Raw genomic sequence first — 23,881 nt, forward strand, 5'->3', positions numbered from 1 at the left:
AAACCTGTAGCGCCCTCCACTCGATGACTGGGTAGCTACGATGGGTTCTGCGAGCCGCGGACACATCAATCGCCCCCCGCGGCTGCACTAGCGATGATCAGCTCCGACCACCCCTCACGCCTCAGTCAATCAGCCCTCCCCGGCACGGCGCGCCGCCCGCGCCGCTCGAACCCGTTCGCGGCCGCTGCCCTGGCCGCCTTCGCCCTGTCGACGTCCGGGTGTGACTCCGCGCTCGTGCCCTCTGACGGCGGGCGAGACGCGATGGACGAGCTCACCCTCTCTGCCTGGAGCGACCTCTCCGCCGGGACGGCCGCTTCCGCGTCGAGCTCGCTCCCCGCCGCGGCGGCGCCCGGCGCAGCCCCGGTGAGCGGCTTCGCGGATCTGCACTTCCACATGATGTCCGAGGAGGCCTTCGGCGGCGGATGGCTGCACGGCAAGCACGACGGCCCCGGCGCCCTGGACGACTGCGACGGCGGCATTCCCGAGAGCGACCACGCGCGCCTCCGGCAGAACCTCAGCGAGCTGCTCGACAGGTGCCCGCAATCAACCATGCTGGATTTTGCCAGTAGCGGTGCACTTTCGGCGCTCTTGAGCCTCGGGGGCGGCGTCGTCGGCTCCGAGGCGATGGGCAAGATCGAGGGCACCCAGGGCGACACGGGGCTGCACCTGAACCGGCGAGAGTTCGGCGACGGGTGGCCGCGCTGGGACACCATCGCTCACCAGCAAGGCCACGTCGACTGGCTGCGCAGCGCGCACGAGGGCGGCCTCAACCTCATCGTCATGTCGGCGGTGAGCTTCGACTGGCTCTGCTCCATCCTGCCGGAGCAGAACCGCGAGCGGCCGTGCGACGAGATGGCCGACGTCGACCTCCAGATCCAGATGACCCACGCGCTGGTCGCGCGGAACTCCGGCTGGATGGAGATCGCCCTCTCGCCCGCGCACGCCCGCCAGATCATCGGCGCGGGCAAGCTGGCCATCGTGCTGTCCATCGAGGCCAGCCACCTGTTCGGCCGCGACGTCGACGCGGCCAGGATGCGCGCGCAGCTCGACAGATACCACGCCCTGGGGGTCCGGACCTTGCAGCCGGTGCACCAGGTCGACAACCCCTTTGGCGGGGCGGCGCTGCACAACCCGATCTTGCAGTTCGCCCAGTACACCGAGACCTGCTTCATCGACACCGACTGCGGCGCCACCCTCGCGGGGGTCACCCTGGGCATGGATGTCGACGCCGAGTGCAACAACACGCGCGGGCTCACGCCGCTCGGCGAGCAGCTGATCGGCGAGATGATGAGCCGGGGCATGCTGATCGACGTCGCCCACATGGCCGAGCGGGGCGTCGACCGGGTCTTCGAGCTGGCGCAGGCGCGCAGCTACTACCCGATCTACATCTCTCACGGGCACTTCCGCGAGATCATGGGCCCGAGCGTGGCGGACACCGAGAAGTCCACGCCTGCGCGGGTGATCCGCATGCTCCGGCAGACGGGGGGCATCTTTGGCCTGCGCACCGCGCACGACGAGACCAAGCAGTACACCCGCAGCGCGGTCGAGAACACGTGCCAGGGCTCGTCGCGCTCCTTCGCGCAGGCCTATGACTACGGCCGGCTCGGCCTCAAGGTCCCCATGGCGTTCGGGGCCGATCTCAACGGCTTCATCCAGCAGACCCGCCCGCGCTTCGGCGAGGACGGCGCCTGCTCCGCGGCGTTCAGGGCCGAGGCCGACTGCCAGGCGCGCGACGAGCGCGAGCACGGGCCTGGCCCCCTGGGCACCGACTTCGACGAGAAGGGCCTGGCGCACACGGGGCTGCTGCCCGATCTGCTCGACGATCTCGATCGGCTCGGCGTGGATACGTCGGCCCTGAGGTCCTCGGCCGAGTCGTTCCTCCGGATGTGGGAGCGCGCCCAGGGCCCGCGCGCTGGCATGGCCGACCCCGCCGCCGACATGGACGAGAGCGGGATCGCGCCCTTCGCCGCCGCGGAGGAGCGAGAGCTCGCCTACCCGACGCAGTGCGGCGCCGCCTACTGCCCCGGCTTCCAGGAGCTGGGGGGCAGCTGCCGGTTCAACGACGAGTGCGAGAGCGGCCAGTGCACCGCCGTCGCCTGCAACGCGATCCCGGGCCGCTGCGTCTGCAACGACGACGCCGATTGCGGCGACAGCCACGCCTACTGCGCGATGAAGACGCCGGGGGTCGGGGGCGACAACGAGTGCGTGCCGGACAAGGGCGACCATGCGACCTGCACGCGCGACGGCCAGTGCGCCTCGGGACGCTGCGGCGGCCTCATCGCCGGCGCGGGCTGGTGCTACACGCCCGGGTCGAAGGCCATCGGCCAGGGGTGCCGGGTGAACGAGGAGTGCCCGAGCAACCGCTGCGGCGACCTCACCCAGACCTGCCTTTGCCGCTACGACTCGCACTGCGGCGCGAACCAGTTCTGCGGCTGGGGCGCCAACGAAGGCGAGTGCGTCACCAAGCGCAGCCGAGGCGCGGCGTGCACGAAGGACAACCAGTGCCAGTCCGGCAACTGCAGGTTCCTCTTCTGCCGCTGACCCCCAGGCGCACGATGAGCGCGCCGTAGAACAGCCGCGGCCCGGCGGCCGCCGCCTCGCCGTTGGCACGGCGGAGCGGACGACGAAAATCGCAACGATCTCGATGGTTTCACGGGACGGGGACGGCTGGGTCCTCCTTCCGTCGTGCCCCGACGCGGGCCCAACCGGCCGTCTTCGAGCCAAGTGAGTGAGCGCTCACTCTTGACGAGTGAGCGCTCACTCCGGTACAGGGGACGCATGGCACCACCAAGCCGGCGAGCTCCTCCCCTGCCCCCTGAGGCGCGTCGCGCGAGCATCATCGCCGCGACGATCCCGCTGCTGCGCCTGCACGGCCGCAGCGTGACGACGGCGCAGATCGCGATGGCTGCCGGCACCGCGGAGGGGACGCTGTTCCGCGTGTTCCCCGACAAGGAGTCGCTGATCCAGGCCGCGATCACGACCCTGTTCGATCCGACGCCGACGCTGCGAGAGCTGGAGCGCATCGACCTCGCGGCGCCGCTGCGAGAGCGCTTGATCCAGGCGATCGAGATCCTGCAGCGCCGCGTCGAGGGGATCTGGCAGCTCATATCGATGCTCGGCATGACGATGCCGCCGCCGGTGCGCCCCGAGCCCGGGTGCGCTCAGACGCCGCGCCAGGATGGGCAGCTCTACGAGCAGCTCGAGCGCCTGTTCGAGCCGTCGCGCGACGAGCTGCGCTGCGATCCGGCGTATGCAGCGCGGCTCTTGCGCATGATGTCGTTCGCGGGCACGCACCCGCGGATCACCGACGGCATGCCCCTGACCGCCGCGGAGGTCGTGGCGATCCTGCTCGACGGTATCCGCAGCCGCTCCGAAGAGGAGGAGCCTTGCTGAGCCAGCTATTGCGCCGTTTCTTGCGCCCGCAGGCGCAGCTGCTCGCGATCGTCGTCGCGCTCCAGCTCGTGGCGACGCTCGCTTCGCTCTACCTGCCGAGCCTGAACGCCGACATCATCGATCAGGGCATCGCCGCCGGCGACACGTCGCGGATCCTGAAGCTCGGCGCGATCATGCTCGCGACCACCGGCGTCCAGATCGTGTGCTCGGTCGCCGCGAACTACGCCGGGGCGCGCGCCGCGATGAGCTTCGGTCGCGACCTGCGCGCGGCGGTGTTCCACCGCGTGGGCGAGTTCTCCGCGCGCGAGCTGTCGCGGTTCGGGGCGCCGTCGCTCATCACGCGCACGACCAACGACGTCCAGCAGGTGCAGATGGTGGTGATGATGGGCTGTACGATGCTCGTCCTCTCGCCGATCATGTGCGTCGGCGGCGTCGTGATGGCGCTGCGCGAGGACGAGTCGCTCGCCTGGCTGCTCGCCATCGCGGTGCCGGTGCTCGCTGGCGCCGTGGTCGCGATCATGGCGCGGATGGTGCCGCAGTTCCGGCTGATGCAGCCCCTCATCGACGCGGTGAACCGCGTGCTGCGCGAGCAGATCACCGGCGTGCGCGTGATCCGCGCCTTCGTGCGCGAGCGCGCCGAGGCAGCGCGCTTCGATCGCGCGAACGGCGACCTCACCGAGACCGCGCTGCGCATCGGGCGCCTGCAAGCGATGATGTTCCCGACCGTGATCTTCGTGTTCAACGCTTCGAGCGTCGCCGTCCTGTGGTTCGGCGCGCACCGGATCGCGGAGGGCAGGCTCGCGATCGGCTCGATGACGGCGTTCCTCGCCTACCTGGTGCAGATCCTGATGTCCGTGATGATGGTGACGTTCATGGCCGTCATGCTGCCGCGCGCGGCCGCGTGCTCGGAGCGCATCGTCGAGGTGCTGAACACCGAGCCCTCCGTGCGCGCCCCCGACCAGCCCGTGACGCTCGTCGAGCCGACCGGCGTCGTCGAGCTGCGAGACGTCGAGTACCGCTATCCGGGCGCCGAGCTGCCCGTCCTGCGCGGCATCTCGTTCGTCGCGCGCCCCGGGCAGGTCACCGCCATCATCGGCAGCACCGGCTCGGGCAAGACCACGCTGCTCGACCTGATCGCGCGGCTCATCGATCCGACGAGGGGCGAGGTCCGGCTCGACGGCGTCGACGCGCGCATGCTCGCCCTCGAGGCGGTGTGGTCGTGCATCGGGCTCGTGCCGCAGCGACCCTTCCTGTTCTCCGGCACGGTGGCCTCGAACCTGCGCTACGGCGACCCCGCGGCGACCGACGAGCAGCTCTGGGCAGCGCTCGCCGCCGCGCAAGCGCGCGATTTCGTCGAGGCGATGCCGCAGCAGCTCGACACGCCGATCGGGCAGGGCGGCACGAACGTCTCCGGCGGCCAGCGCCAGCGGCTGTCGATCGCCCGCGCCCTGCTGCGCCGGCCGCGCGTGTTCCTGTTCGACGACGCCTTCTCCGCGCTCGACGTCGCGACCGAGGCCCGGCTGCGGGCGGCGCTCGCCGAGCGCACGCGCGCTGCCACGGTGATCCTCGTCGCGCAGCGCGTGTCGAGCATCGTCGACGCGGACCAGATCCTCGTGCTCGACAGCGGCGAGATCGTCGGCCAGGGCACGCACGGCGAGCTGCTCGCGTCCTGCCCGACGTACGCGGAGATCGTGGCCTCGCAGCGCGACACGGCGGTGGCCGCGTGAGCGCGCGCCCTGCTGGTCCCCCGCCCGCCGCCCCCGAGGGGGCGCGCTCCCCGATGCTGCAGCGCGGTCCGTTCGGCGGCATGGGGGCTGCACCGCCGCAGAAGGCGAAGCAGTTCGCGCCTTCCGCGCGGCGCCTCCTCGGCCGCCTCGCCCCGGAGCGCGCGCGCCTCGCGGTCGTGATCGCGTGCTCGCTGCTCAGCGTGGGCCTCGGCCTGGCCGGCCCGAAGCTGCTCGGCCATGCGACGGACATCATCTTCTCCGGCGTGATCGGCGCTCACCTCCCGGCGGCCGCCACGAAGGCCGAGGCCGTCGCGGAGCTCCAGCGCTCCGGCCAGGCGCGGCTCGCCGAGCTCGTGGGCCACATGGATGTCGTCCCCGGCCGCGGCATCCAGCTCCGCGAGCTCGCCGAGCTGCTGCTGTTCGTGATGGCGCTGTACGCCGGCGCGTCGCTGTTCGCCTGGCTGCAGGGCTACCTGCTCAACGACGTCGTGCAGCGCACCGTGCGGCAGCTCCGCACCGAGGCGCAGGACAAGCTCGCCCGCCTGCCGCTCGCCTACTTCGACGGCCGGCCGCACGGCGAGCTCTTGAGCCGCGTCACGAACGACATCGACAACATCGCGCAGGGCCTGCAGCAGACGCTGACGCAGATCATGAATGGCGCGCTGACGCTGGTCGGCATCGTCGTCATGCTCGTCGTGATCTCGCCGGTGCTCGCGGTGATCACGCTCTTCACCGTGCCGCTCTCGGTGCTCACGACCGCGGCGGTCGCGAAGCGCGCGCAGGCGAAGTTCGTCGCGCAGTGGGCGCACGTCGGCGTGCTCAACGGCCAGATCGAGGAGGCGTTCACCGGCCACTCGCTCGTCAACGTGCTCGGGCGACGCCGCGACGTCGAGGCGCGCTTCCAGTCCACGAATCAGGAGCTGTTCGAGACCAGCTTCCGCGCGCAGTTCATGTCCAGCACCATCATGCCGGCGGTCAATTTCATCGGGAACCTGACCTACGTGGCGATCGCCGTCGTCGGCGGCCTGCGCGTCGCGTCGGGCGCGATGCTGCTCGGCAGCGTGCAAGCGTTCATCCAGTACTCGCGCCAGTTCTCTCAGCAGCTCGGCCAGCTCGCGTCCGTCACGAACGTCCTCCAATCGGGCGTTGCCTCCGCAGAGCGGGTGTTCGAGCTGCTCGACGAACAGGGCCAGTCGCCCGACGCCACCCCGCCCGCGGCCCTGCCGAAGGTCACCGGGGAGGTCCGGTTCGAGCACGTCACGTTCCGCTACAAGCCAGGCGAGCCCCTGATCGAGGACCTCGACCTCGCGATCATGCCAGGCCAGACGGTCGCGATCGTCGGCCCGACCGGCGCCGGCAAGACCACGCTCGTGAACCTCTTGATGCGGTTTTACGAGCTCGAAGGCGGTCGGATCCTGATCGACGGTGTCGACATCGCGCGCTTGCCTCGCCACGAGCTGCGCGCGAAGCTCGGCATGGTGCTGCAGGATACGTGGCTGTTCTCGGGCACGATCCGCGACAACATCGCGTTCGGCAACGCGGCCGCGACCGAGGCCGACATCCAGGAGGCGGCGCGCGCGGCGCACGTCGACCGCTTCGTGCGCGCGCTGCCCGCCGGTTACGATACGGTCATCAACGAGGAGTCGGGCAACCTGAGCGCCGGCGAGAAGCAGCTCATCACGATCGCGCGCGCGTTCCTCGCGAACCCGGCGATCCTGATCCTCGACGAGGCGACCTCCTCGGTCGATACGCGGACCGAGGTGCTCGTCCAGCGCGCGATGGCCGCCCTGCGCGCCCAGCGCACGAGCTTCGTGATCGCGCATCGCCTCTCGACGATCCGCGACGCCGACATGATCCTCGTGATGAACGCAGGCCGCATTGTCGAGCGCGGCACGCACGCGGAGCTCCTCGCCTCGGGTGGCGCCTACCACGCGTTGTACCGGACCCAGCTCACCGAGAGCGGCGGAAGCGGCGCGAAGCTCGAGGGCTAGCGCGAGGCGTGCGGCGGCACCTCGACGTGGAAGAGCGTAAGCGCTGCATGAAGCGCCGTCGGCCCCAACCTCGGTCAGCTGGTGCAGGATGGGGGCGATAGAACCGGCTCGGTCAGCTCGTCGCGCGCTGCTCTTCCGCGGGAAGCGGAGGCGGGACGGTGATCGGCCCGAGGGCGAGGTTCAGTTCGTCGGCGACGAGCCGGGCGCGGGGGCGCGCCCAGTACCTGGGGGCGAGCTCGAGGTAGCGCTCTCGCGGCCAGTAGGGCATCGCGCGGATGACGTCGGCCAGGTAGGTTTCGGGGTCGAGACCGTGGAGCTTGCAGCTCGCCACGAGCGAGAAGAGGTTGGCCGCGGCAGAGGATACCGATGCGGATGCGTCCGGCCATGAGCGCGCGTTCCGAGGAGCGCCTCCGCGGGCCCGCGACCGGGACCTCGCCTCCGTCGCTTCGCAAGTTTCGCGCCGGTGGGAGGCCGTCTTGGATCGGCGCGAGGATTCTGCCCTAGCGTTGTAGGAAGACGAAAGCACCCTTCTTGTTCGAGATGACGATGTCCGGCCGGCCGTCTCCGTTGCCGTCCGCGACCGTGAGCTGGGTGCCTACCCCCGAATCGTCGTCGATGAGAACGGGCCGCGTTTGGAACCTGCTCGAACCAGGAGAGCCCGTAGCCGTGAGCGGCCAGCGTGGACGCGCATCACGAGGACGTACTCGCGCCAGGTCGCCACCGAGAGGTGTATCGCTCGAAGTAGCGGCTCGCGAGGCGGAGCGCGTGGCGCTCGCGGCCCCCGAGGACCCGGGCCAGGTCGACGTCCATGGGCCGGGCGCGGAGCGGGAAGAGCACCTGCTGGAGGGCCCGCGCGAAGGCCGCGTGGGCAGGCTCGATGGAGGTGCCCGCCGCCTGGAGGGCGTCGGGCGCGAGGGGAACGCCCTGACTCCGGAGCTGCGCGACGAGCCGCTCGCCGAAGCTCGTCCAGGGTGCCTCCTTCGCACCGCAGGAGGAACAGGTGGAGCGCCGGAGAACGCAGCTCCTCCTGGACGAACGTCTGGCGGGTGAAGGGCTGTTCGCAGGCGTGGCGCAGGTAAAGATGACCTGGAGGCTGGCACTGGCCTGAATGGCCTGCTCGTCGACGGCGGGCGCGGTCGAGGCCGCGCGCCGGGCTCGCCGCGGCGACGGCCGTCGCGGGCGGGGTGACGTTCGTGGGCCCCATCGTTGGATGGTGATGCCGCAAGCCGGCGCGACGACCGTCGGCCCAAGGTGATGTCTGCGGCTCAGGCCCGCCAAGGCCTGCGCGAAGCCGGATTCGCGCCGCGGCTGCAGCGCCACGGGTGATCCGCTCCGCCACCAAATTCCGTTGTTGCGGAACCGCCGGGGGCGTCACCAAAAAAAGACGAGCGGACGCCTCAGAGTGGTGACCGAAAGCCAGCGCCTCATCACACATACCAGTCGATTCTTAGACATGTGATCTGGGACGTTCCGTGCGGCGGCTCAGCGGTCGCTCGGTCCCTGAGTGTTCTGACCTGCTCACGCACGCAAGGCTCCGGCGACGTCGGGTCAGCGTTCAGCTTTTCCAGATTCGCTTGAAAGGAGAGTATTAAAGTCAGGTACATTGCGTACGGCACCATGGCCTTGCTCATGGCGAGAGCCCTGAGTGCGTACCGCAGCCGCCTTTTGGCCCGCGCGTTGCGTTACGCCTTTGGCGAACGCGCGGTGGAGCGCTTGTCGAGCCGGAGCGCAGCGAGCCTGCGGTGTCGGACGACCTCAGCGGGCGGATCGGCGTCGAGGCTTCTTAACCAACTGGATTAGGTGCAACCATGAAATTCAAGTTTGCTTACACTCTCGGTAGGTTGCTGTCGCTCGGTCTCGCCGGCTGCGTTGCGGCGGGCGATGGCTTCGTGGACGTGGACTCCCTGAGCGACGCGCTCAGCGTCGTCAGGATGGAGGCCGAGGGGCAGTCGTGGTCGATCTCCTCCGGAGACAGGATCGAGACCAACGCGGGTGACGTGAAGTTCCGCGCCAACCAGGGCGGCGATTTCTTCAAGTTCTCGAAGTCGGTCGAGGCTGGCACGTACAAGATCGTCCTCCGCTACTCGAGGCGGAACGTGTACGGCAGGTACGACGTCAAGGTGGCCGGCTCGACGGTGGCGAGCATTGACGCCTACAACTCGTCCACAGGCGACAGCTGGACGACGGCGACGCTCGGGGAGAAGGCGCTCTCCGGCAATGTCGAGTTCTCGTTCCAGGTCACGGGCAAGAACTCCTCCGCGTCGGGCTACGACCTGAAGGTCGACTACATCGAGCTCGTGCCGGTGGAGGGCGCCGGCTCGGGCGGCGGTGGTGGCAGCGCCTCGACTGGTGGTGGTGGCAGCGCCTCGACTGGTGGTGGTGGCAGCGCCTCGACTGGTGGTGGTGGCAGCGGCACCGGAGATCCAGGCGAGTCAATCTGCGGAGTGAAGCCGGGCGCCGCGACCGGCCACGTCGCGATGGAGAACCTGTGCCGCGGCGTGGTGGCCGTGCGCTCGGGCGAAGGCAACTTCATCAGCTGGCGGCTCATGGGCTACGAGGATCGCGGGATCGGGTTCAACGTCTACCGCGACGGCACCAAGGTGAACGGCGCTCCCATCACCAACTCGACCAACTACTACGATTCGGGGGCCCCCAGAACCGCGAAGTACACTGTCCGCGCCGTGATCGGTGGCGCCGAGCAGGGCGACTCGGCCAACACGCGTGACGGGGACGCGGGCACACCCACGTGGGAGCGAAACTATCTGACCATCCCGCTCCGAACGCCCGCCGGTTACGACGCCGGTGACGCCTCCCCCGGCGATCTCGACGGCGACGGCGACTACGAGCTCGTGGTCAAAGAGCAGGACACCCCGCGCGATCCGTCGCAAGACGGCCGCACCGGCCAGCCCAAGCTCGCGGCCTACGACACAGACGGCACCTTCTTGTGGCGCATCGACCTCGGCATCAACATCCGCGAGAGCGAGCACACAACGCCCTTCGTCGTGTACGACCTGGATGGCGATGGTCGCGCGGAGATCGCCGTCAAGACCGCGCCCGGCACACGCGATGGTAAGGGAGAATTCCTGCACACCGGCCCCGCCGCCAGCGATGACGACCGGCGAGACTACCGCAACGGGGCGGGCAAGATCTTGAGCGGGCCGGAATATCTCACGGTCTTCAGCGGCGTCGACGGCTCGGAGCTCGCGACCATCGCGTACCACGCCCCCTACGGAAGCGGCAGCTTCGGCGACAACAACGGCAACCGCTCGGATCGCTACAACGCGACGCTGGCGTTCCTCGATGACTCGGGCAGACCGAGCGTCGTCATGCAGCGGGGCTACTACGCCCGGACGACGTTCGGAGCGTACAACTACCGCGACGGCAGGCTGAGCCTGATGTGGAGCTTCGATTCCTCGGCGAGAGGCAATGGCGCCTACGCCGGCAAGGGCGTTCACAGCGTCATGGCGGCGGACACGGACGGCGATCTGAGGCAGGAGATCATCCCGGGTGGCGCGACGATCGGCCCCGACGGCAGGGGCAAGTGCGCCGTCGGCTTCTACGCACACGGCGACGCGCTGCACGTCGCCGACCTGGTCCCCTCGCGCCCCGGGCTCGAGGTGTTCCAGCCGACCGAAGCTGACGGCGTGCCCTCGTACTTCCTTCGGGATGCGGAGACCTGCGAGGTCCTGTGGCGCGGCCCCAACAGCGACGGCGAGGGACCGGGCCGCGGCGCTGCCGACGACATCACTCCCGACAACCCCGGAGGTGAGGCCTGGACCAACACCGCCGGCCTGTTCAATGCCGCCAACGGTCGCAGCATCGGCTCCCGTCCCCGCGAGGTGAACTTCCTTGTCTGGTGGGACGGCGACGAGAGCCGCGAGCTGCTCAACGGCAACACCGTCGTGAACTTCGACCGCGAAGGTCGGGGCTTCACCGCGGAAGGCTGCACCTCGATCAACGGCAGCAAATCGGTGCCGACGCTCAGCGCGGATCTGTTCGGCGACTGGCGCGAGGAGGTCGTGTTCCTGTGCGGCAGCAGCCTGCGCATCTACACCACCAATCACGTCACCAACCGCCGCATCTACACGCTGATGCACGATCCGCAGTACCGTGCCAACGTGTCGGCGCAAAACGCGACCTACAACCAGCCGCCGCACACCAGCTTCCACATCGGCGGCGGCATGAGGGAGCCCCCCAGGCCCAACATCACGGTGCGGTGATGCCGGCGTGTCGTCGCGCGGCTTCCACGACACGCCGTGGCTCCGCCGAGCGACGGCGCAAGCAGATGACCATGCGGCGGCCGCGGTGCCGTCCAGACCGCGCCGCTGCTCACCAGTCCGCCTCGATCACGCCGCCGGTGTACTAGAGGTCGCGGTACATGACGTGCAGCCCCACGCGTCCCAGAGCCGGATGCGCGAAGGCGCGGGGTACCGTGCCGATCACGCTGAAGCCATGCCGCTCATAGAGTTCTACAGCTGAGCGATTCGACTCGACCACGGCGTTGAACTGCATTCCGGCGTATCCGCGTCTCCGGGCCCAGTCCAGCGCGAACCGGCACAACGCGGTACCCACACCCCGACCCCGGGCGTCGGCAGCGACCATGAAGCTCGCTGTCGACACATGTGCTCCCGGTCCGGGACGATTCGTTCCCATCTTGGCAGTTCCGAGGACGCAGTCGTCCTCGACGGCAACCACCGTCAACCCGGGCGGTACCTCGACCCAGATGTCGTGTGCCTGCTCGACGGTCATCTCCGGGTCGTACACGAAGGTCTCCTGCGCCTGCACCACCTCCCGCACGATCGTCCACACCTGAGACCAGTCACCCTCGGCGAACTCCCGGATCTGCATCATCGGCCCTCCTGCGCAGCCCATCGGCCCTCCTGCGCAGCCCATCGGTCCTGCTGCGCAAGCCCTGACGACCTCCTGCGCAAGCCCCGACGGCCTCCTGCGCAAGCCCTGGCGGCCTCCTGCGCGGCCCCCTCGGCCCTCCTGCGCCCCCCGTTGGTGTCCTACGCTACACTCGGCCCAGTCCTGCGCGGCCCCCGCGCCCCTCCTGCGCACCCCTGTCGGTGTCCTTCGTCACCATCGTCCGGCTCCTGCGCAGCCCCGGTGGGTCTCCTGCGTAGCCTCAGCGTCGTCTCGCGCGCGTTTCATGATGGCTGCGCAGCTCTTCCTCCCTCGTGCGCCCCCTCCGCCAGCTCCGCGGCCCGTTGCGCGCGGCGCCGGGCACGCCGCTCCCCTCGATGCCGCGGCACACCGCCTCTCCCAACCCTCGGCCCCAGCGCCTCCCTCGCGACGTGACCGACTCGTGCTCTCCTCTGGCCAATGCCTTGTTCGCCGATACCCTCGCCGATCCTCCGGCCCCTCATTCCGGGGGGCGCTGGCCCCGACAAGGAGGCGCATCTTCACCATGGCAAAGGCATCCACCACCACGTCGTCCAGGACCAACAAGGCCGCAAGGAAGCGCGCCGCGCGCGAGACACAGGGCGCGCCTCGCTCCTCGACGAGAGCAGCAGCGTAGGCGCTGAGCGCTGCCCGCGAGGCCGAGCTCCTCCGAGAGGCCGAGTCGCTCGGCGACGACACCGTGGTGTTTCCAGGCAAGCTCGCTCGACGCGTCATCTGGACGAGCCGCATCCAGCTCGCCGCCGAGCGCGACGCGGCCGATCTCGTCCGCACCCCGTTCCCCGAGGACGAGCCCACGCTCACACGCGAGGAGATCCACGCGCTCCGCGACAAGATCGAGCTCCTGCGCGCCGCGCAATCGCGCTGGCAAGCCGCGCAGCAGCGTCAAGAGCAGGCCGTCGCGATGTTCAAGGGGCCGGCCGCCGAGGCCGCCCTGCACAGGCAAACGCTCCTCCGCTTCTTCGATCTCCGCTTCAAGAAGAGCCCCGAAGGGCAAAAGCGGCTCATGGCGATCCGCGCAGGCAGCGGCGACGCGGATCTGGTTCAGGACGTCTCCGACCTCCTCTTGCTCTGCTCCGAGCACGCGGAGGCCCTCCACAAGGCGCCTCGCGGCGAGGCCGACGCGGCGGCCCGCCTCCGCGAGCTCTCGCCGCTGCTCGCGCGCATGCTCGCCGACAAGACGCTCTCTCCCGAGGCGCAGCGCTCGCGCAAGCTCCGCGACGCTGCGTACACGCTCGTCGTGCACGCCGAGCGGAGGCTGCGCGCCGCCGCGGAGTACTGGTACGCTGGCACCGACAAGATGAAGGACTATGCGCCCTTCCCCCTCTCCCGCGGCGCCGCGTCCACCGGAGATGAGGAGGACAGCGAGGCCGCCGCGGAGGACGGCGCGCCGGAAGGCGACGCGTCGGAGGAGGGCGCAACGGAAGACGGCGAGCCAAACGAGGGCGAGGACGAGGGGTAATCGCCCCAGGCCGCAGCGGGCGCGTCAATGAGGGGGCGCTTGGCTCGTCCCGAAGAGTTGAGATCCCCCATCGAGCGCGCCGGCCCGCCCGCGGGAGGGGCGCGTCACTCCGGCGAGCTGGCGGCGCGCGCCGGCACCTCCTCGAACACCTCGGCGTCAGGCAAGGAGAGGACCTCTTTGCCGGCCTCCGCCAGCCGCTCTCTCGGCACATCGCGGAAGCGCGCGCGGAAGGCCGCCGACGGGCGCAGGGTCACGGCCTGCCCGGTCGACCTGCGGCGGTACGTGGTCTCGATACCGGCCTCGCTCGCCTCGACCAGGCTGAGGTTGAGCTTCCCGAGGCTGGCCCCCGTGGCCGCGGCCGCGCCGTCCGCGATGCAGGAGAACTGCACGCTCCGCGGGCTGTGGTGCACCACCTCGAGGTCGAAGCTCCGCGCCGGCAGCCCGAGCCTCGCGAGCGCATACCGCCCCATGCGGTAGCCGGCGACCGCCCACGGCCCCGCCCCGCCGTGGATCGCGGCGACCGCGCGCAGCTCCTCGTCCTGAGCCTCCGCGGACGGCCGACCCGGCGCGCGCCCGTGGTCATGCCCCGCGGGCCCGTGCGCGTGCTGCGCGGCCCCCTGCGCATGTCGAGAGGGCCCCGCGGGGTGGTGGGCGCCCTCGCCGGGGCTCGCCCCGCCGCACCGGGCCGAGGAAACGGCGGCGAGGAGGATCAACGCCGCGTGGCTCACCGTCTTGCGCATGCTCGCTCGATCCTCCGGGAAGCAGGCGAAGTGTCCCCGTTCGCGCGCGACGTCAAGGGCATCGGAGCCACGCCCCGCGTCCCGCGCCGCTCCCCGCGCCGCCGGAATCCCGGCGCGGGCGCGCGCGTGCCCTGCGCCGACCTTGGACGGTTTCACGCCCCGCCGCGCCAGACCGGGGTAACATGCGCCCGTCATGCCTTGCGCTCCCGTCAGCCATCCCTGCCCCTCGAGCCGCGCTGGCCTCGCCGGCTCCGCGGGCCTCGCTGGCGAGGCGATGCCCCACGTGGCCAGTCCAGGGAATGGTCCTCGCCGATGACCCGAGTCGACCCTGAAGGCTTCCGGCCGGAGGCGCTGGTGGGCCAGGTCCTGCGCAGCAAATGGCGCCTCGACCGCCTGCTCGGCTTCGGCGGGATGGCCGTGGTCTACGCCGGCACGCACCGCAACGGGATGCGCGGCGCGGTGAAGATGCTCCGCCGCGAGCTGTCCGGGGACGAGGAAGCGCGCTCGCGCTTCCTGCGCGAGGGCTACGTCGCCAACCGGGTGGATCACCCGGGCATCGTCCGCGTGCTCGACGACGACGTCACCGACGACGGCTCGGTGTTCCTGGTGATGGAGCTGCTCGAGGGGGAGACGGTCGAGGCGCGCCGCGCGCGCGAGCCGGCCGGCATGCTCGGCGTCGGCGAGGTGCTCGGCATCGTGGACGACCTGCTCGACGTGCTCGCCGTGGCGCACGAGCGCGGGATCGTCCACCGCGACCTCAAGCCCGACAACCTGTTCCTCACGCGCCAGGGCCAGCTCAAGGTGCTCGACTTCGGCATCGCGCGGCTGCGCGAGCTCTCCGGCCCGACGAACGCGTCCACGCGCGCCGGCAGCCTGATGGGCACGCCGCAGTTCATGCCGCCTGAGCAGGCGCGAGGGCAGTGGGACAGGGTCGACGCGCGCACCGACCTCTGGGCCGTGGGGAGCACGATGTTCCAGCTCCTCTCGGGGCGCTACGTGCACGAGGCCGAGACGCTCCCGCTGCTCCTGCTCGCGGCCATGACCCAGCCCGCCCCCCCCGTGGGGAGCGTCCTGCCTTCCCTGCCGCCGCCGGTCGCCGGCGTCATCGACGTGGCCCTCGCGTTCGACCCCGACAGGCGCTGGCCAAACGCCCGCGCGATGCAGCGCGCGCTCCGCCAGGCGCGGGGCGGCGCCGGGCTCGACCTGGCGCGGGGCGGCGCCGGGCTCGACGCGTCCCCGGGCTCGTCCTCGGAGGCCGGGCGCCCGTTCACGTTCAGCGATCCCGGGCGCGTCTCCGCGTCCTCGGAGCCCGGACGCCAGGCCGCGCAGTCGGAGTCCGGGCGCGTGTCGGTGCAGGTGCGCGGCCCCGGGAGCGGGCCGGGCGGCACGGAGTTCACCACGGCGGGCACCGCCATCGGCAGCGCGCCCGGCAGCGGCGCGTCCGGCGGCGGCGCCGCCAGCGCCGGCACGGTCTCGCCGGTCGTGGAGCGCTCGGTCGGCGGGGAGCGCGCCGTGCCGCGCTCGACGATGACCGGCGCCGTCATCGCTGCTGCCGGCGCGCTGGCCGTGGGCGCGCTTGTCGCGCTCGTGTGGTGGCAGCGCGGGGACGGCGCCGCGGGCTCCGAGGACGCGTCGCACGCCTCCCCGGTCGAGGCCGAGCCGCACACCCTCTCGAGCGCCGCCGCGGCGCCGGAGCCGCCCGGCCACGCGGCCTCGCCCGGGGCCGGGGCGCCGTCCGGCGATGCGGTCCCGGCGATCGCGCCGTCCGCGCCCGCGAGCGCGCCGCCGGCGAGCGCTTCCGCGCCGTCCGCGCCCGCGAGCGCGTCCGCGCCCACCTCGAGGCCGGCCGTGGGGACCCGGGCGCGTCCGTCCGCGAGCGCGCCGGTGGCGAAGGCGCCGACCGCGACGCCGCCGGCGACCCCGCCGCCGCCCGCGGAGGACCCGTTCAACAGGAGACGTTGAGGTCGCACGGATGCGTAGATCGAGCTCGCGTAGACGATTCCCGGCCGAGGTGCTCGCCCTGGGGGGAGCCGTGCTCCTCGCCTGCCCCGACGCCTCCGCGCAGGCGCGCGATCCTGCGGCCGCCGAGGCGCTCTTCGACGCCGGCAGGGCGGCGCTCCAGGCGAAGGACTACGAGACCGCGTGCCCGAAGTTCCGGGAGAGCTACGAGCTCGATCCGGCGCCAGGGGCGCTGCTCAACCTCGCGGACTGCGAGGAGAAGCGCGGCAGGGTCGCGACAGCGTGGTCGATCTTCCGCCAGCTCGCGCGCGATCTGCCGGCGAGCGACGACCGGCGGCCCATCGCGCAGGCGCGCGCGACGGCGCTCGAGGGCCGCGTCCCGAGGCTCACCATCCGCCTCGCGCCCGGCGCGCCGCCGGACACGGCCGTGCAGCGCGCGGGGATCCCGGTCGGCGCGGGCTCGCTTGGCTCGCCGCTGCCCGTGGACCCGGGCGATGTCCAGGTGACGGCGTCGGCGCCGGGCCGGAAGCAGAAGACGTTCACGCTGCAGCTCGCCGAGGGCGCGCAGGCCGAGCTGCTCGTCGCGCCGGAGGCGCCCGCGGCCGGCGGGAGCGCGGGGCCTGGGCTCCCGCCGAAGGAGGGCCCGCGCGAGGCGGGGAGTTCCGGGTGGCGGACGGCCGGCTGGATCAGCGCCGGCGTCGGCGCGGTCGGGATCGGCGTCGGCGCCGTGTTCGGGCTGCGCGCGATCGGCAAGATGGGCGACGCGGACGACCACTGCAACGAGGCCAACGTCTGCTCGGCGGAGGGGATCCGGCTGCAGGAGCAGGGCGCGACCGCGGGGACGCTCTCGACGGTCGCGTTCGTCGTCGGGGCGGCGGCGCTGGGCGCCGGCGCGGTGCTCGTGTTCACGGCGCCCTCGTCGGCGCCGGCGTCCTCCGCCCCGCGGGCGACGCTCGGCGTCGTGCCGGGCGGCGCCGTGGCCACGCTGGTCTTCTGAGGGCTCCGCGACGCCCGTCGCGCTCGACACGGGCCCTCGAGCCGAGCTCGATCTGGACGAGCGACGTGAGCTCACCGCCCCGGAGCACAGAGCGCACGACACGCAACCACGGCGCCTCACAGATTGACCGGCGCGCCGCGCCGCGCGCTCCGGCGGGCCGTTGACGCCGGAGAGAGCGGCGGGTTTCATCGACGGATGCGTCCAGACCTCTTCGACCCCCGGAGCGACGACATGAGTGGACACCGCAGGTCCGGTGGGGGCGGTCTTTCGGCCGCGGCGGGGTCGTCGTGCGGCGGGGAGCCGAAGTGATGAAGCGCGATCTCGGGAGCATTCGGGCCGTCTGCGGCGCCGCGCTGCTCGCCGCCGCCTCCACGGGAGGCTGCACGACGATCATCGGGCTCGAGATCGGCGAGCTCGATGAATCGACCGGGGGCGGGGGCGCGACCGTGTCGAGCGTATCGGCGGGCGGCGAGGGCGGCAGCGGTACCGGCGGCGGCGGCGGCGCGGGCGGCGGCGACGCGGGCGGCGGCGGTACCGGCGGCGGTACCGGCGGCGGCGGCGGCGAGGAGCCCCTCTGCAGCTACGTGCGCGAAGGGGCCACCCGCGCCCCTTCGGGCGAGTGGGGCACGCTGGCGGGCCTGCAGATCATCGACATCAAGGCGCAGGGGGGCGCGGTGACGGCCCTCGTCAACAAGGCGAGCAATCTGGCCGTCGCGCGGTGGAACGCCGCCTCCGGGACCCCCGATAGCGACTATGCGATGGAGACGAGCGAGCTGGCGGGCAGCTTCCAGGGCGAGCACCTGACCATCGCGTCGGAGATGACCTACATCACCGGCGTCGGCGTGCCACGCGTCGATGTGCCCGTGCTGGCCGACGGATGCGCGATCACGGCGAAGGCCGACACCACCCCCAGGCCGAGCTTCCTGATGGCGCTCGATGAGAAGGGCGCGTGCAGGTGGGCGTGGAGCGTCGATGCCGAGTCCAACACCACCCCGCTCGGCCTGGCGGCGACCCCCGAGCAGATCATCTTCGCGGCGTCGCTGTCAGGGCCGGCCGTCGCGAGCACCGACGACTGCGTGCTCGGGTCCGAAAACGCGAAGACCTCCGCGGAGGTCATCGCGTTCAGCAAGGCCGGGAAGTGCCAGTGGAGCCGCTCGCTCGGAACGCCGGACGCCGTGCACATCGCGTCGGTCATGGTCGACACCGAGGCCATGGAGGCGGTGGTGGTCGGCGATTACAAGGCGCCGGACAACCCCATCCTGATGCAGGGAAGGCCGCTCCCCGCCTCCCAGGAGAGCGATCTCTTCATCGCGCGCTTCCGCCTGACCGACGGTGGCCTGAACGACGTCATCACGATCAACGCGCCGGGGTTCCAGGCGGTGGCGCGGCGCGGGGCGGCGTTGCTCCCGGACGGCGACGTCGTGATCGCCGGGACCTACTCGGGGCTTTTCCTGGATTTCGAGGACGAATGCCCGTTGATGCCGTCTGCAGGGGAGACGTCGAGGACGGGGAACACTTTCATCCTGCGCGTCGGCAGGGGCGGCCTGGTCTGGAGCCGCGGCTTCGGCGACGAAGTGGACGATCAGCTGGTCGTCAGCGTGGCGACGGATCGGGAGGGCTCCATCTACGCAACAGGGACGCTCGAGGGCACGATCGACCTGGGGGACGGCATGAAGCTCGCCGCTCCGGAGGATCAGATCGCGAGCTTTCTGCTCGTGCTCAGCGACCGCGGCAACGTCCTCTCGGCCTCCGAGCTCGTCGGCGAGGGGATGGTCTGGGTGTGGGCGGTCGCGCCGGGGCCGACCCTCCGCGATCCGCTCTACGTCGCAGGTGAGCTGACGCAGACCTTCTATCTCGTGCCCAGCGATCACTCCAGCGACGACACGGGAGAAGGGTTCATCGCGCGCGTCACCGGCATGCAGTGACCGCGGCGCTCGGCCCTCGCCGGGATCCGGCGTGCCTGGCCAGGATCCCACGACATTTCCACACGACGCCGCAGGCGCTGCGACCCGATCGCCGCAGCGCGGCGCAAGCCGCCGGTTGACGCCGGTGAGAACGGTGGCATTCCATCCAACGATGCGATCGCTTCATCCCGTTTTCCGCCTGGCTCTCCCCGCGGTGGCGGCCGCTCTGAGCGCCGGCGCCGGGTGCGGATTCCCCGACGTGACCTTCACCGGAGAGGCGAGCGCCTCGAGCGCTGGCGGAGGCGCCGCGAGCTCCACCGCGTCCTCGGCGAGCACGGTTTCGTCGTCCGACGCGGCGAGCTCCGGCGGCGGTACGGCGGGCTCTACCGCCAGCGCCGGCGGCGAGGGTGGGGAAGGCGGCGGCGCGGCGGGCTCCACCGCCAGCGCCGGCGGCGACGGCGGCGCGGCGAGCTCCAGCGCGAGCGCCGGCGGCGACGGCGGCGCGACGGCGAGCTCCAGCGCCAGCTCGTCGGCCTCCGGCTCCGGCGGCGGCGGCACGGTCGACTGCGACGCCGACGACGACGGCTACCGGTCGAAGGCGTGCGAGGGCGGCACCGATTGCAACGACGACAATCCCCTGGTCCACCCCGGCCAGCCCAGCACGTTCTATGGCACGCCGATCACGACGGGGGGCGGCTTCGATTACGACTGCAGCGGCGCCGAGGAGAGGGAATTCCGGGCGGTCAACTGCTCCAACCTTCTCCCTCTCTGCAGCGCCGCGTCCAACGTGTTCCAGGCCGACGTCCCGTGCGGGGCCGTAACCGCGTTCGGCACCTGCAGCGCCACCTGCCAGTTCGGCGTCCTCTATCCCAATTACGTCAGGAAGTGCCACTGAGCCCGCGCGCTCGATGGCGGCCTCGAGGGTGCCACGCAATGGAGAGTCGACGTGATGAAACGCGAGCACGGTAAGCTTCTTTCCGGCGTGTCCTGCGCTTTCGTGCTCGCCGCCCTCACGGGAGGCTGCACTACGATCATCGGGCTCGAGATCGGCGAGCTGGATCCATCGCAGGCCGGCGCGGGCCCGGCCTCGGTGTCAGGCGCGACCTCCTCCTCGGGCGACGCCGGCGCGGGGGGCTCCGGCGGAGCAGGTGCGGCCTCAGCGTCAGGCGCCGGCGGCGAGGGCGCGGGCGCGGGAGGCTCGGGCGCCGGCGGCTCGGGCGCCGGCGGCGACGGCGGCGGGGGCAGCGGCGGCGGCGGTCCGTGGTGCAGCGAGGCTGGCGGAGTCATCGTCGCGCCGTCCGGCGTCTGGGGCGAGACCGTCGGCTTCGACGTGGGCGACCTCGCGTCGCTGGACGACGCGGTGGCGGCCGTCTTCACCGACACCCTCGCCGACGGGCGCTATCGCTTCTCCGTCGCGAAGTGGAGCGAAGGTGGAACGCGCAACAGTGGATACGGCCTGTCGGCGAACGACGTCTGGGGCTCGCATGTGGCTGTCGGAAAGGACTTCACCTACGTGGCCGGCGAGGCCCAGGGGGCCGTCGATCTGCCCGGCGGGGTGCTGGGGTGCCGCGTCGGCCCGCCCTTGCTCGGCACCAGCAACACGCTCGGCTTCATGGCCGCGCTCGACACGAGCGGCCGCTGCGCTTGGGCGTGGGGCCTCGACTCCGATCACGGCATCACCGCGCGCGATCTCGCGGCGACGTCCGAGGCGGTCATCTTCGCCGTCGATTTCGACTCCACGGGAAAGAGCACGACCTTCGGCCCCTGCAAGCTCGACGATCTCCCGGCGAACTCGACGCTCGTCGCCGCGGTCTACCCGGAGGACGGCGCGTGCAAGTGGAAGCACATCCTCGGGCCGCGAGAATCCGTGACGGTCAAGGCGCTGGCCGCGGACTCGAGGCCAGGATCGAGGCTGACGGCCGTGGTGGGCGACTACGACGCGCGCAGCGGAGAGGTCTCGTTCGGCGGGGACACGCCCTTCGCCTCGCAGGGACGCGACATCTTCGTCGCGCGCTTCGTGTCGAGCGACGGCGCGAGGCAGGAGGTCACGACGCTGAGCGCCAAGGGAGACCAGTACGTGCCGACGCACGGGGCCGCGCTGCTCCCGGGCGGCGATGTCGTGATCGCCGGCATGTACCGGGAGACCCTCGGCTTCGGGGAAGGATGCCCCGAGCTGCCCGACGCGGGCGACACCGAGAATTTCTTCATCGCGCGCGTCTCGGAGTCCGGCGTCGTGTGGAGCCGCGGGTTCGGCGACGCGACCGCCGACCAGACCGCGACCTCCGTGGCGGTGGACGACGCTGGCTCCATCTACGTCACGGGACATTTCGAGGGCGCGATCGCGCTGGGGAGCGCCGGCACGCTCATGGCGGAGCGCCGGGCGGGCTTCCTGATGCGGCTGGACTCGCGAGGCAACCTCGTGTCGGCGGCCAGGTTCCAGGGCAACGGCGCCGTCGCCCTGAGGGTCGTCGCGGCCGGCAGGGCTCCCGGCGCGCCGCTCTACGTCGCCGGCGAGGTGACGGGGACGCTCGACCTCGGGCTCGACGAGCCGCTCGGCAGCGGCGACGACGGCGACAGCGACGACGGCGATCCGGGGTCGCACGGCTTCATCGTGAGGCTCTCGGGCGTGCGCTGAGCCGCGCTCGCGCCCCGGAGCCGCCAGACGCCTGAGTCCGCTCGCCCTGACCGAGCTTCCCGGGCGTCGCCGCCTGCAGCGACGCAGGCGGGCCGCCTGCCCACCGAGCTCGGCGGCACGGGCCGCCACGGTGGTGACGCGTTGATCCACCTCGGCCTCCCTCCGCCGAGCCAGGACGGGCCTCGACATCCGGGAGGAGGGCTTCGACGCCGACTGGAGCGGCAAGGAGGCGTAAGGAGATCCCCGCAATCGACTTCAAGGGTGAATCGGGTTGTCGGGACGCAACCACCGTGTTTCCGACAGACGTCGTCTACAGCAACGGAGTCGTGCTCGGGGTGTGCGCCACGCTCTCGGCGCCGAGCTCGAGCACCCTGCGTGTCGAGGAGGACCAGCCATTGCGCTGGCGCTGGCCTCATGGCGGGCAGGACCACACCGTGCAATAGAGACGGCGGAGACGGCGCCGAGATGAATCCACCTCTCATGAAGTTCCGAGCCGTGTGCTGCGCTGGGCTGTGCGCCGCCGCCGCCGGAGGTTGCAACGACCTCATCGGCCTCGAGGTCGGTCAGGAAGATCCGATAGACGCGGATGCCGGCGCGTCCTCGTCCGTGAGCGGCTCGTCCGTGAGCGGCTCGTCCGTGAGCGGCTCATCCGCGGGCGGCGCGTCCGCGGGCGGCGCGTCCGCAGGCGGCGCGTCCGCGGTCAGCGCGGTCGGCTCGGGCGCGGGAGGGGGGGATCCGGCCTGCAACGAGGCAGAGGGGGCAGCGCTCGTCGAGCCGTCCGGCCTCTGGGGCGACACGGTCGGCGCGAGCGTAAACGGTATAGCGGCGCTGGATGATGAGGTGATGGCCCTCGTCAACGAGACAGCCTCGCTCACCGCGACATCCTCGTTCACCGTCGCGAGGTGGAGCGCGAGCGGGGCACGCAAGAGCGATCTCCCGGCCCCGGCGTCCGGCGTCCAGGGCACGCACCTGGCTGTCACCCCGGGTGTCACGTTCGTGGCGGGAGAGTCGAGCGCCAGCGTGCGGCTCTCCGGGGCGCAGTGCCATATCGGCCCTCAGGGCGGGGTCAGCCACCGGCCCAGCTTCGTGGCAGCGCTGGATTCAGCGGGTCAATGCACCTGGGCGTGGAGCGTCGATTTCGATGGGGGCACCACCCCGCGCGGCCTCGCGGCGACCTCCGGCGCGGTCGTCCTCGCCATCGAATCGGCGGGCAAGGGCAGGAGCTACGGCCCGTGCGTCATCCGGCGGACGGTCGCGGAGGGGGCCTCGCTGATCGCCGCCCTCGATCCGGAGAGCGGCGCGTGCAAGTGGGACCTCGACCTCGGCGACCCGGCGGCCGTGTCCGTCAGGGCGCTCGTCGCCAGCGCGACGGCGGGGTCCCTGACGGTCGTGGGCAGCTACAACGCCGCGAACGGAGCCGTCACGGTCGGAGAGGACCCGTCCCGCACCACGGAGGGGCACGGGCTCTTCGTCGCGCGCTATGCGCTGGACGACGGCGCTCCGCGGCAGTTCACGACGTTGCGCGCCGAGGGAGACCAGCGCGTCGAGCCCCGCGGGGTCGCGCAGCTCCCGGACGGCGATCTCGTCCTCGTCGGCAACTACGCCGGGCCCCTCGAGCTCGGCGATGCCTGCCCGCGGATGCCCGACGCGGGCAACACGGACAACGTCTTCGTCGCGCGCGTCTCGGAGTACGGGGCGGTGTGGAGCCGCGGGTTCGGCGACGCGTCCACCGCCCAGAGGGCCTCCGGCGTGACGGTGGACGGGGCGGGCTCGATCCACGTCACCGGGCTGTTCTCGGGCGAGCTCGACCTGGGGAGCGGCCTGAAGCTCGCGGCCCCGGCAGGGAAGCAGGCAGGGTTCTTGATGAAGCTCGACGCAGCCGGTCACCTCGTCTCGGCGTCCAAGCTCGAAGGGGACACCGCCGACCTGCAGGTCGGCGTGGCGGCCGGGGCCGCCGGCGGCCCCCTGGTTGTCGCGGGGAACGTGACGGGGAAGCTCGATCTGGAGCTCGGCGACCTGCTCGGCGGCGACGCAGCCGCAGGGCCGCGCGGGTTCGTCTCGCGGCTCGCGGACGCGCCCTGATCGCGATCGCGCCTGCCGCCGGGCCTCGAGCCAGCAGCAGGAGCGCGGGCGCCGCGCGCGTCAGCGCAGCGCCTCGGCGGCGGTCGCCG

15 protein-coding genes are annotated in these 23,881 nt (G+C 71.7%); 12 read left to right on the forward strand and 3 right to left on the reverse strand.

All coding sequences use genetic code 11. From position 1 onward, the window contains the following. Positions 1-93: 93 nt before the first annotated feature. The 4 genes from WME89_RS36145 to WME89_RS36160 all read left to right on the forward strand — a co-directional run bounded on the left by WME89_RS36145 (position 94) and on the right by WME89_RS36160 (position 7,111). Positions 94-2,541 (forward strand): membrane dipeptidase, encoded by a 2,448-nt coding sequence (locus WME89_RS36145; protein ID WP_438004182.1) that lies wholly within the window; start codon positions 94-96, stop codon positions 2,539-2,541. 237 nt (positions 2,542-2,778) lie between these two features. Beyond that, on the forward strand, positions 2,779-3,393 hold the full coding sequence (locus tag WME89_RS36150; RefSeq protein ID WP_438004183.1) for a TetR/AcrR family transcriptional regulator: 615 nt from the start codon (positions 2,779-2,781) through the stop codon (positions 3,391-3,393). Next, positions 3,387-5,120 (forward strand): ABC transporter ATP-binding protein, encoded by a 1,734-nt coding sequence (locus WME89_RS36155; protein WP_438004184.1) that lies wholly within the window; start codon positions 3,387-3,389, stop codon positions 5,118-5,120. The genes WME89_RS36150 and WME89_RS36155 overlap by 7 nt, the downstream gene beginning before the upstream one ends. Positions 5,121-5,173: 53 nt before the next feature. After that, entirely contained in the window at positions 5,174-7,111 is a 1,938-nt protein-coding gene (locus tag WME89_RS36160) for an ABC transporter ATP-binding protein (RefSeq protein ID WP_438004185.1), read from the forward strand. Between the two features lie 112 nt (positions 7,112-7,223). On the opposite strand, the gene WME89_RS36165 is transcribed toward WME89_RS36160, so the two are convergent. Further along, positions 7,224-7,442, reverse strand: coding sequence for a transposase domain-containing protein (locus tag WME89_RS36165; protein WP_438004186.1), 219 nt, complete (start codon positions 7,440-7,442; stop codon positions 7,224-7,226). Positions 7,443-8,919: 1,477 nt separating this feature from the next. Here WME89_RS36165 and WME89_RS36170 point away from each other — a divergent pair. Further along, positions 8,920-11,331 (forward strand): rhamnogalacturonan lyase, encoded by a 2,412-nt coding sequence (locus WME89_RS36170; RefSeq protein WP_438004187.1) that lies wholly within the window; start codon positions 8,920-8,922, stop codon positions 11,329-11,331. A 142-nt stretch (positions 11,332-11,473) separates the two neighbouring features. On the opposite strand, the gene WME89_RS36175 is transcribed toward WME89_RS36170, so the two are convergent. Next, a complete protein-coding gene (locus WME89_RS36175; protein ID WP_438012015.1) occupies positions 11,474-11,959 on the reverse strand; it encodes an N-acetyltransferase family protein in 486 nt (161 codons plus the stop codon). 739 nt (positions 11,960-12,698) lie between these two features. Here WME89_RS36175 and WME89_RS36180 point away from each other — a divergent pair. Further along, positions 12,699-13,475 carry an ATPase gene (locus WME89_RS36180; protein WP_438004188.1) on the forward strand — a complete coding sequence of 259 codons (777 nt, stop codon included), beginning with the start codon at positions 12,699-12,701 and terminating at the stop codon, positions 13,473-13,475. A 104-nt stretch (positions 13,476-13,579) separates the two neighbouring features. Here the strand turns inward: WME89_RS36180 and WME89_RS36185 are convergent, their stop codons facing one another. After that, positions 13,580-14,215, reverse strand: coding sequence for an FmdE family protein (locus tag WME89_RS36185; protein ID WP_438004189.1), 636 nt, complete (start codon positions 14,213-14,215; stop codon positions 13,580-13,582). Positions 14,216-14,527: 312 nt separating this feature from the next. Here WME89_RS36185 and WME89_RS36190 point away from each other — a divergent pair, with 312 nt between their 5' ends. From WME89_RS36190 to WME89_RS36215, 6 genes are all read left to right on the forward strand, one after another. Continuing rightward, positions 14,528-16,177 carry a serine/threonine-protein kinase gene (locus WME89_RS36190; protein WP_438004190.1) on the forward strand — a complete coding sequence of 550 codons (1,650 nt, stop codon included), beginning with the start codon at positions 14,528-14,530 and terminating at the stop codon, positions 16,175-16,177. Positions 16,178-16,187: 10 nt separating this feature from the next. Continuing rightward, entirely contained in the window at positions 16,188-17,171 is a 984-nt protein-coding gene (locus tag WME89_RS36195) for a tetratricopeptide repeat protein (RefSeq protein WP_438004191.1), read from the forward strand. A 308-nt stretch (positions 17,172-17,479) separates the two neighbouring features. Beyond that, positions 17,480-19,096, forward strand: coding sequence for a hypothetical protein (locus tag WME89_RS36200; RefSeq protein ID WP_438004192.1), 1,617 nt, complete (start codon positions 17,480-17,482; stop codon positions 19,094-19,096). 238 nt (positions 19,097-19,334) lie between these two features. After that, a complete protein-coding gene (locus WME89_RS36205; protein ID WP_438004193.1) occupies positions 19,335-19,970 on the forward strand; it encodes a hypothetical protein in 636 nt (211 codons plus the stop codon). An 87-nt stretch (positions 19,971-20,057) separates the two neighbouring features. After that, positions 20,058-21,710: a hypothetical protein gene (locus WME89_RS36210; protein ID WP_438004194.1), complete on the forward strand. Its 1,653-nt coding sequence runs from the start codon at positions 20,058-20,060 to the stop codon at positions 21,708-21,710. Positions 21,711-22,190: 480 nt separating this feature from the next. Beyond that, positions 22,191-23,792, forward strand: coding sequence for a hypothetical protein (locus WME89_RS36215; RefSeq protein ID WP_438004195.1), 1,602 nt, complete (start codon positions 22,191-22,193; stop codon positions 23,790-23,792). Positions 23,793-23,881 lie beyond the last annotated feature (89 nt).

This window comes from Sorangium sp. So ce321, assembly GCF_051530195.1.
Lineage (GTDB): Bacteria > Myxococcota_A > Polyangia > Polyangiales > Polyangiaceae > Sorangium.

What these genes read in the sequence shown, in the direction of transcription:
- WME89_RS36145 (WP_438004182.1), top strand. Translation starts at nt 94, where the DNA reads ATGATCAGCTCCGACCACCCCTCACGCCTCAGTCAATCAGCCCTCCCC.
- WME89_RS36150 (WP_438004183.1), top strand. Translation starts at nt 2,779, where the DNA reads ATGGCACCACCAAGCCGGCGAGCTCCTCCCCTGCCCCCTGAGGCGCGT.
- WME89_RS36160 (WP_438004185.1), top strand. Translation starts at nt 5,174, where the DNA reads ATGCTGCAGCGCGGTCCGTTCGGCGGCATGGGGGCTGCACCGCCGCAG.
- WME89_RS36170 (WP_438004187.1), top strand. Translation starts at nt 8,920, where the DNA reads ATGAAATTCAAGTTTGCTTACACTCTCGGTAGGTTGCTGTCGCTCGGT.
- WME89_RS36175 (WP_438012015.1), bottom strand. Translation starts at nt 11,959, where the DNA reads ATGCAGATCCGGGAGTTCGCCGAGGGTGACTGGTCTCAGGTGTGGACG.
- WME89_RS36185 (WP_438004189.1), bottom strand. Translation starts at nt 14,215, where the DNA reads ATGCGCAAGACGGTGAGCCACGCGGCGTTGATCCTCCTCGCCGCCGTT.
- WME89_RS36190 (WP_438004190.1), top strand. Translation starts at nt 14,528, where the DNA reads ATGACCCGAGTCGACCCTGAAGGCTTCCGGCCGGAGGCGCTGGTGGGC.
- WME89_RS36195 (WP_438004191.1), top strand. Translation starts at nt 16,188, where the DNA reads ATGCGTAGATCGAGCTCGCGTAGACGATTCCCGGCCGAGGTGCTCGCC.
- WME89_RS36200 (WP_438004192.1), top strand. Translation starts at nt 17,480, where the DNA reads ATGAAGCGCGATCTCGGGAGCATTCGGGCCGTCTGCGGCGCCGCGCTG.
- WME89_RS36215 (WP_438004195.1), top strand. Translation starts at nt 22,191, where the DNA reads ATGAAGTTCCGAGCCGTGTGCTGCGCTGGGCTGTGCGCCGCCGCCGCC.